General features: G+C 36.7%; 6 protein-coding genes. All 6 read left to right on the top strand.

What is annotated here, in order from left to right:
* The first annotated feature begins 267 nt into the window (after positions 1-267).
* A complete protein-coding gene (locus DWB61_RS17135; protein ID WP_125032166.1) occupies positions 268-1638 on the top strand; it encodes a vWA domain-containing protein in 1371 nt (456 codons plus the stop codon).
* A gap of 235 nt (positions 1639-1873) precedes the next feature.
* Positions 1874-3931 (top strand): transketolase family protein, encoded by a 2058-nt coding sequence (locus DWB61_RS17140; RefSeq protein WP_225423414.1) that lies wholly within the window; start codon positions 1874-1876, stop codon positions 3929-3931.
* Positions 3932-4123: 192 nt separating this feature from the next.
* Positions 4124-4681, top strand: a complete 558-nt coding sequence (locus tag DWB61_RS17145) for an RNA polymerase sigma factor (protein ID WP_125032167.1) — start codon at positions 4124-4126, stop codon at positions 4679-4681.
* A gap of 72 nt (positions 4682-4753) precedes the next feature.
* Positions 4754-5158: a hypothetical protein gene (locus DWB61_RS17150; protein ID WP_125032168.1), complete on the top strand. Its 405-nt coding sequence runs from the start codon at positions 4754-4756 to the stop codon at positions 5156-5158.
* A 22-nt stretch (positions 5159-5180) separates the two neighbouring features.
* On the top strand, positions 5181-5660 hold the full coding sequence (locus tag DWB61_RS17155) for a hypothetical protein (RefSeq protein ID WP_125032169.1): 480 nt from the start codon (positions 5181-5183) through the stop codon (positions 5658-5660).
* 256 nt (positions 5661-5916) lie between these two features.
* Positions 5917-9186: a S41 family peptidase gene (locus DWB61_RS17160; RefSeq protein WP_125032170.1), complete on the top strand. Its 3270-nt coding sequence runs from the start codon at positions 5917-5919 to the stop codon at positions 9184-9186.
* Positions 9187-9484 lie beyond the last annotated feature (298 nt).

Consider the following 9484-nt stretch of genomic DNA (forward strand, 5'->3'; position numbering starts at 1 on the left):
GAAGTGATTTTTGACTTATTTAAAGCAAAAATGCTGAACCGTAAATTTGAATTAGCAATAATCAACTAAAAAATACTTTCGAGAAGGATTAATGAAAAAGAGGATGTCCTTGATTTTGGACACCCTCGTTTTTTATTGAACAAGCGAAGAATTGTAACATCTATATAATTTTCATTATATTGAGAGAATAAATAAGCTAGTCTCTTAAGACTTAATAAGGATGCTTATTTTTATAAATGATAGGCCTTCTTACCAATAGACTGAAACTTGAAAAGATTACTAAAATATTGTTTCTTTTTGCTTCTAAGTATGATTACTGTTCAAGCTTTTCCTCAAAAGATAAAAACGGTAAAGGAGAAAACACGAATATTATTCATTTTCGATGCTTCTCAAAGTATGAATGGAAGATGGGAAAAATCGACAAAGATGAATGTGGCTCGAGATTTTCTGATTGAAATGATCGATAGCTTGGAGCTTGAAAGTAATGTTGAAATGGCACTTAGAGTATATGGTCATCAAAGCTCATTCCCACCACAGGATTGTGAAGATACAAGATTAGAGGTCCCTTTTTCCTTTGATAATGCAGGTGAAATTCGTCAAACTCTTCGTTATTTAAGTGCAAGAGGAACAACACCCATAGCCTATGCACTCTCTAAGGCTGCAACTGATTTCCCGGAATCTGATGAGCTGGTGCGGAATATTGTTATTTTAATTACTGATGGTGTTGAAGCATGTGATGGTGATCCTTGTGCAGTTTCTGAAGATCTGCAGAAAAAAGGAATTATTCTTGAACCTTTTATTATTGGAATTGGCCTTGATAAGAAATACAAAAAAAGTTTTGAATGTGTAGGCGAGTTTCTTGAAGTTAGTAAAGAGAGAAACTTTGGAGGAACATTGAATTATGTGATATCTCAGGTTCTTGATAAAACGTCAATGCAAGTTAATTTGTTGGATGAGAATGATAAACCTACTGAGAGTAATGTGACCATGACTTTTTATAATCATACAACAGGGAAATTACGCTATCAGTATATGCATACTATGAATTCGATGGGCTTACCTGATACTCTTTTTCTTGATCCACTTATTACTTATGATATTACGGTTCACACTCTTCCAAAATTACATTCAGATAGTGTTCGAATCGAACCTGGGAAACATTCTGTCGTCGGGTTTAGAGCTGTGCAAGGGAAATTGAAGATTACTTCACAACGAACTAATTTATTTAAGAATTTGAGTTGTATCGTTAAAAAGGATGCTGAAACAATAAATGTACAAGCGTTTGATTACGAGCAGAAATACTTGGTTGGGAATTACGGCATAGAACTATTGACCTTACCACGTATTAAAATGGATGTAAACATCAGGGCTTCTGAAACGACTGTGATTGATATTCCGCGGCCTGGTTTAGTTACAGTTTTTAAACCAACTTATGGGCCTTGTGATTTATTCCTGAAAATTGAAGGGAAAATGGTGTGGGTATGCGCACTTGATAGTAGAGAATTGCGTAACACACTAACACTTCAACCTGGAAACTATCATCTGGTATTTAGGAGTAAAACAGTTCAGTTGTCACATTATACCAAGAAACGATCTTTTATAATTAATTCGGGAAGTTCCATCGCTGTTCGATTATAAATATGTACACGATTATTTCTTTTATTTAATTATCTATTGTTTACCCATTTCGCATCCACATATTTCATGAGCTAATGATCTAGCTATCTTTTCTATTATGAATTTTTGAAAGTTCGTTTTTAATTCTATCGAGCATTCAATTATTTAGGCTATCCCGTTATAATTTTCGTATATTTGCGGGCATTAAATAAAATCTGAACCAGATTTTTTAATCATCTAAAAACTCTTGACTAGAATGGAGCCAAAAGAAATGGACAAACAAGTGGAATTATCGGTAACTGATATGGCATCGGACAATATTCGAATACTATCAGCTGCTATGGTTGAACAAGCAAAATCTGGACATCCTGGTGGTGCAATGGGTGGAGCTGATTTTGTAAATGTACTCTTCTCGGAATTCTTAAATTTCGACCCAACCGACATGAAATGGGCGAATCGTGATCGTTTCTTCCTTGACCCAGGTCATATGTCACCAATGTTGTATTCTATTTTAAGTCTGACAGGCAATTACAGCATGGATGATTTGAAAAATTTCAGACAATGGGGTAGTGTAACTCCTGGTCACCCTGAGGTTGATCAAGCAAGAGGTGTTGAGAATACATCAGGCCCATTAGGACAAGGACATACAATGGCTGTAGGTGCTGCTATAACTGAGCGTTTTCTTGTTGCTCGTTTTGGCGAGTGGATGGCTCATAAAACTTACACTTTTATCTCTGATGGTGGTATTCAGGAAGAGATTGCACAAGGTGCTGGTCGTATTGCAGGTACATTAGGATTGAGTAATTTGATCATGTTCTATGATTCAAATAACATCCAATTATCAACTAAGGTTGAAGAAGTAACTTGCGAAGATACAGCTAAGAAATACGAAGCTTGGGGATGGCATGTTATTACTATTAAAGGTAATGATGCAAGTGCAATTCGTGCTGCCCTTAAGGCTGCAAACGAAGAAACTGAGCGTCCAACACTTATCATTGGCCAAACTCTAATGGGGAAAGGTGCTGTTGATATTGACGGATGTAGCTTTGAAAATATGGTTTCGACTCATGGTCAGCCATTGGGAGCTGCAGGTGCATCACTAGCTAAAACAATTGAGAATCTTGGTGGAAACGCAGAAAATCCATTCCAGATTTTCCCAGAAGTTGAAGCTTATTATAAGGAAGTATTAGCTAAGAAAGAAGCTTATGCTGCAACTAAAAAAGCTGAACAAGCTGAGTGGGCTAAAGCAAATCCAGAATTGGCTACTAAGTTAGAAGGCTTTTTCAAAATGGAAGCTCCTGAAATTGATTATGAAGCAATCGCTCAGAAATCAGGTGTAGCGACTCGTGTTGCCTCTGCAACGGTATTAGCTGAATTGGCTAAGAAGGTTGATAATATGATCGTTTCTTCAGCGGACTTAAGTAACTCTGATAAGACAGACGGTTTCTTGAATAATACAAAAGCATTAGTTAAAGGTGATTTCTCTGGAGCATTCCTTCAGGCAGGTGTTGCTGAATTAACAATGGCATCTATTTGTAATGGTATTGCATTACATGGTGGTGTTTGGGCTGCTTGTGCAACCTTTTTTGTATTCTCTGATTATATGAAGCCAGCGGTTCGTCTATCAGCTTTAATGCAAGTTCCTGTAAAATATATCTGGTCACACGATGCTTTCCGTGTAGGAGAGGATGGGCCAACTCATCAGCCAATTGAGCAAGAAGCTCAAATTCGTCTGATGGAACAAATTAAAAATCACTCTGGAGAGATGAGTCTTTTAGCTCTTCGTCCTGCTGATGCATTGGAAACTTCTGTGGCTTGGAAAATGGCTATGGAAAATACAAAGACACCAACAGCTCTTATTTTGTCTCGTCAGAATATTAAAGATCTTCCTTCAAAAGGCAAACGTTACGAAGAGGCTCTACAAGCAGAAAAAGGTGCTTACATTGTTGAAAAGCCTGCTACAACTCCTGATGTGGTTCTTTTAGCTAGTGGCTCTGAGGTTTCAACACTTGTAGCTGGAGCTGAACTTATACGTGCTAAAGGAAACTTGAATATTCAGATCGTCTCTGTTATTTCTGAAGGATTATTCCGTCAGCAATCAGCAGAGTACCAAGCTGAAGTTCTTCCTGCTGGAATTCCTACTTTAGGATTAACTGCAGGTTTGCCTGTAACGCTTCAAGGATTAGTTGGAGCAAATGGTAAATCAGTTGGTTTAGATCATTTTGGTTATTCAGCACCAGCAAATGTGCTTGATGAGAAATTTGGTTTTACTGCTGAAAATATTGTAAAAGAAATTGAAGCGCTATTAGCTTAGTTGTAACAATATCGAAATATTTAAAATCCGAAGTCGAAAGGCTTCGGATTTTTTTGTGCCTTGTTCATACTTTATTAGTTAATTTTGCCAATATGGGAATTAGGATTAAACCAAACGGATTTTTTTTCGTCAAAGACCTATTCACCTTTATTGGAATGCTTACTTTTAAAGGATATTAAAAAGTTGTAATTGATGATAAACAAATCAGACGATGATATTTTAGAGATGTTTCGTGATGAGGCTACCAAAGACGAAGCTTTTGGTCTCTTGCTGAAAAAATATCAGGAACGCTTGTATTGGCAGATTCGGAAAATTGTTATTTCACATGACGATACAGATGATGTGTTACAAAATACCTGCGTAAAGATATGGAAGGGGCTTGGTAATTTTCACTCGCAATCTCAACTATTTACCTGGCTGTATCGCATTTCAACGAATGAAGCTTTAAGCTTTCTAAAGGAAAAGCAGCGTAAACATTTTGGCTCAGGTAATGGCGAATTAGAAGAATTACTTCTGGCAAGTTTAGAGAGTGATCCTTATTTCGATGGAGATAAAGCCCAGTTGGAGCTACAAAAGGCGATTGTACTTTTGCCCGAAAAGCAACGCTTGGTTTTTAATATGAAATATTTCGACGAAATGAAATACGAAGAGATTTCAAGCATTCTTCAAACCTCTGTTGGAGCCTTGAAAGCATCTTACCATCATGCGGTAAAGAAAATTGAAAGTTTTTTAATTTCTAGAGAGGTCTAATTAAACCATTAGTTTTAAAACCAGTCCAATAAATGATAAGGTTTTAATGAATTAAGAATAAATCATTATCAGATGAAGAACGATAATCCATATAAAGTTCCAGAGAATTACTTTGATAATTTGGGAGCGCAGATACAAGAAAAAATCAAGCAAGAGGAAAATAAGTTTGAGCAAGTAGAAGAAAAGAGATCTTTGCTCGTTCAACTTAAACCTTATATGTGGATGGCGGCCAGTATTTTTGTTTTGGTATTTGCTGCACGTATCATTTTATCGGTTTCCATATCTCCTGAGTATAAAATAGCTTCATTCGGGAATGAAGCATTACAAGCTAATGCTCATGTCGATTCCGTTGAAGCTGCAAACAATGAAGTAGATGCTCAATTTTTTGATGATTTGAAGGATGCTACATCTGATGACATTATTGATTATCTTTCGGATTCAGATATTGATACCGACATTTTACTCGCAAACCTATAAGTTTTAATAATAAGAAACGATCATGTACAAAATCATAAGTTTTCTAACCATTATAATGCTTTATAGCTCTATAGTATTCTCTCAAGGGCATAGAGGTGAAAAATCACCTGAAATGAGAGCAAAAATTGAAGCTCAAAAGATTTCTTTTATCACCCAACAGTTAGAGCTAAGTCCTGAAGAAGCACAGCAGTTTTGGCCTTTGTATAATGAAATGAAGAATAAAAAGGAATCTTTTCATAAAGAGTTTAGACAATTGCTTGAAAATTTGAAACCAGGCTCAGAAAATTTAGCGGAAGATGAATTAATTAAGATTAGTGATAGAATGGCAGATTTAAAAGTAGAGAAGGCTAAGATGGAAAGGGAGTATCACTATAAGTTTAAGAAAGTACTTTCTGCTAAGCAGATTCTAGATTTGCATTTGGCCGAAAAACAATTTCAGGGCATGTTGTTACGTCGTATTAAAGGTGACGGCGGTAGACATATGAATAGAGAACGAAATTAGATGTAAATAAGGATATGCTAATGAAGCTCTTAAGTTGATGACTTAAGGGTTTTTTTTTTTGGTTAATTCTAAGTAATATCTTCTGCAAACCTGAGTTTAACCGTTGAATTGTTTGAGAAAACTAAATTGTCATTTAATTATATTATTTCAGCTTAAGTTTCTTTAATTTTGGGATCTTAATCATAAATGACAAAAATGTGAATAAGAGTTATCTGCTCAAATTACGCATGCCTACTAACAAATAATAGAATATAAAATGAAAAAGATCTTGGTCTTAATGTTGTGCATCCTGTCGGGGACAATGTTATTTGCGAAAGAAAGTAATCAGTGGATACGCTACGCTGCTATTTCACCTGATGGCGAACAAATCGCTTTTTCCTATAAAGGAGATATCTACTTGATTCCTTCTGAAGGAGGTGAAGCAAGAAATTTAACTTTTCATGACGCTCATGATTATATGCCAGTTTGGAATCATGCGGGAACGCAAATATGTTTTGCATCGGAGCGATATGGTAATATGGATGTATTTGTTGTTGACGTTGATGGTGGACAGCCAACACGATTGACATATCATTCAAGAGATGAGCGACCTTTTTCATTTAGTGCCGATGATAAGAACGTTATTTTTGGAGGACAACGTTTAGATACTAAAGAACATCGTCAGTATAATACCGGTTCACAACCAGAGCTATATCAAGTAGCAGTATCGGGTGGGCGTGTTGAACAAATCTTTACGATTCCTGCAGAAGAGGTTCAAGTTCGTAAAGATGGACGAGAGTTGGTTTATATCGATAAGAAAGGTGGAGAAGATTATTTCCGTAAGCATCATAAATCGACCATCACTCGTGATATTTGGAAATACGATGTAGTGACTGATACTCATTCTAAAATTACAAGTTTCGAAGGTGAAGATCGTAACCCAATTTATTCTACCGATGAGAAGAGTCTTTACTATTTAAGTGAAGAAAGTGGATGTTTTAATGTTCACAAAATGACTATTGAGAAGCCATCTGTAAATGAGCAGATTACTGATTTTAAGATGCACCCTGTGCGTTATTTGAGTATGGCCAACAACGGAACACTTTGTTATACCCACAATGGTGATTTGTATACCAAGGCTGAGAATCAGAACCCTAAACTGGTTAAGGTTGAAGTTCGTTCTGAAGCCAGACACAATAACATGAAAGTATTGCCAGTGTCAGGTAATATCAAGGAAATGGCTATTTCTCCTAATGGAAAAGAAGTGGCTTATATCGTAAGAGGTGAGGTATTCGTTTCTTCGGTAGAATCTAAAATGACAAAACGTATTACCAATACACCAGCTCAGGAACAATTTGTAAGTTTCTCTCCTGATGGAAAAGCGATTATGTATTCATCGGAGCGCGATGCGAAGTGGGGAATATACCAAACAAAGCGTGTTAACGAGAAAGAACCTTATTTCTTTGCTTCAACTGTATTGAAAGAAGAAAATGTCATAGTTAATGATAACGAGAACTATCAAGCTGAATACTCTCCTGATGGAAAGGAAATTGCTTTCATCGAGAATAAGACGACGCTAAGAATATTTAACCTTGAGAAAAAGAAAAGCCGCACACTAATGACTCCAAACGAGTTGTATTATATGGGTGACGGCGATCAGTATTACCAGTGGAGTCCTGATAGCAAGTGGTTATTGGTTTCTTACGCTCCAACTATGGCGAACGACGAATCTGTATTGTTATCTGTTGATGGATCTAAAGAAATGATTAATCTGACTCAAAGTGGTTATGGCGACTATTCTCCAACTTGGGTAAATGAAGGCAAGCAGATCCTATGGTTTAGTAATAGAAATGGGATGCGTTCTCATGCTAACTCTGGTTCTAAGCAGATGGATGTTTATTCTCTTTTCTTAACTAATGATGCTTGGGATAAATTCCATATGAGTAAAGACGAGTATAAGCTTTGGAAAGAAATAAGTGATAAGGAGAAGAAAGACAAAGAAGAGAAAGATAAAAAGGATAAGAAAGACTCTGACAAGAAAGATAAAAAGGAAACAGATAAGGACGAGAAGAAAGAGACAGAAGTAAAAGCTATTAAGTTCGACTGGGATGGCCTTCAGGATAGAAAAGAAAGACTGACTATTCATTCATCAAAATTAGGTGATGCTGTACTTTCTAAAGATGGAGAGGATTTATACTACTTGGCTAAATTCGAAAAGGGATACAATCTATGGACCACTAAGTTGCGTACTAAGGAAACTAAGATGTTAATGCCTCTAGGTGCTAAGTCTGGTAGCTTGCAGTGGGATAAGGAGATCGAAACACTTTTCCTTTTATCTGACGGACATATTTCAACTATTGATTTAAAAGCAAAATCAAAGAAATCTGTTGCGACAAGTAGTGAAATGCTTTTAGATCTTTCAGCTGAGCGTCAAAACATGTTCAATCATGTTTGGAAGAGAGTGAAATCAATGTTTTATGTTTCAGATTACCATGGTGTTGATTGGGATGCTTTAAAAGTGAACTATCAAGCTAAACTTGGATCAGTAGGGAATGATTTTGAATTTTCTGAGATGTTATCTGAGATGTTAGGTGAATTGAATGTTTCTCACTGTGGAGCTCGCTATTACGGTGGTATGTCTGGCGCTGATAATACTGCTTCATTAGGTGTGTTCTTCGATTATTCATACAAAGGTCAAGGAATCAAGATTACTGAAATTATAAAGAATGGGCCTCTCGATAAGGAGCATATCAAAATTAAATCGGGCATGATTATTCAGCATATCGATGGTCTTAGTATCGATACGAATGTTGATTTTGCTAAATATCTAAATAGAAAGGCTGGACAATTTACCTTGTTACATGTGTACGATCCGGCAACTAAAAAATCTCAGGATATTACAATGAAACCTATTTCTTTAAGAGCAGAGGGGGATTTATTGTATGAGCGTTGGATTAAGATGAATGAGGCTGATGTTGAGGAATTGAGTCAGGGAAAATTAGGCTATGTGCATCTTCCTGGTATGAGCGATGGAAAATATCGTGATACTTACGAAAAGGCTATGGGTAAGTACTTCGATAAAAAAGGATTGATCGTAGATACACGTTTTAATGGGGGTGGTGACCTAGTTGGTGACCTTTCAATGTTTTTAACAGGTGTTCGTTTTATCGACTATGCTGTTGAAGACAGAGTATTAGGTTTCGAACCTAGTTACCGTTGGACTAAGCCAAGTGTTGCTTTGGTAGGTGAAGCACAATATAGCGATGGTTCTTGTTTTGCATGTGGTTATCAAGATTTGGGGATCGGTAAAATGATTGGTATGCCAGTTCCAGGAACTTGTAGTTTTGCAGGATGGGAAATGTTGCAAAATGGGAATGTACTATGGGGATCTGTTCCTGTAAGTGCTAAAAACAAAAAAGGCGAATGGATGGAGAACAATCAAACTGTTCCTGAAGTCATTATTAAAAATATGCCTGGTAAGATTGATAAAGGTATCGATCAGCAGCTTGAAGGTGCTATTGAAGATTTATTGAAAACAGTAGAATAGTTTAATTCTATTCTTCTATATAAGGCTGTCCCCAGAGGGGACAGCTTTTTTTGTATGTCGGGCATGGTGATATACTAGCAGGATGTAAGTTCCTGTGTACGCCGAGTTGATAGGAAGTACTAGCGATTGGCAAGGGTGTTGTAGGTGACTACAAATCTGAAGGAAGCCATCAGCAAAGTCGATGTTCTAACGAACAGAAATCTGATATAAGGCTCAAATGGGAAGGGTAACCGAGCCATAGATTGGGAACGCCCAAAATTCAACCGTAATCCCATAGGGTAAATCAGATAGGACACGA

This window comes from Ancylomarina euxina (assembly GCF_003863355.1).
GTDB lineage: Bacteria > Bacteroidota > Bacteroidia > Bacteroidales > Marinifilaceae > Ancylomarina > Ancylomarina euxinus.

Coding starts and splice junctions, on each gene's coding strand:
- DWB61_RS17140 (WP_225423414.1), top strand. CDS start 1,874: ATGGAGCCAAAAGAAATGGACAAACAAGTGGAATTATCGGTAACTGAT.
- DWB61_RS17150 (WP_125032168.1), top strand. CDS start 4,754: ATGAAGAACGATAATCCATATAAAGTTCCAGAGAATTACTTTGATAAT.
- DWB61_RS17155 (WP_125032169.1), top strand. CDS start 5,181: ATGTACAAAATCATAAGTTTTCTAACCATTATAATGCTTTATAGCTCT.
- DWB61_RS17145 (WP_125032167.1), top strand. CDS start 4,124: ATGATAAACAAATCAGACGATGATATTTTAGAGATGTTTCGTGATGAG.
- DWB61_RS17160 (WP_125032170.1), top strand. CDS start 5,917: ATGAAAAAGATCTTGGTCTTAATGTTGTGCATCCTGTCGGGGACAATG.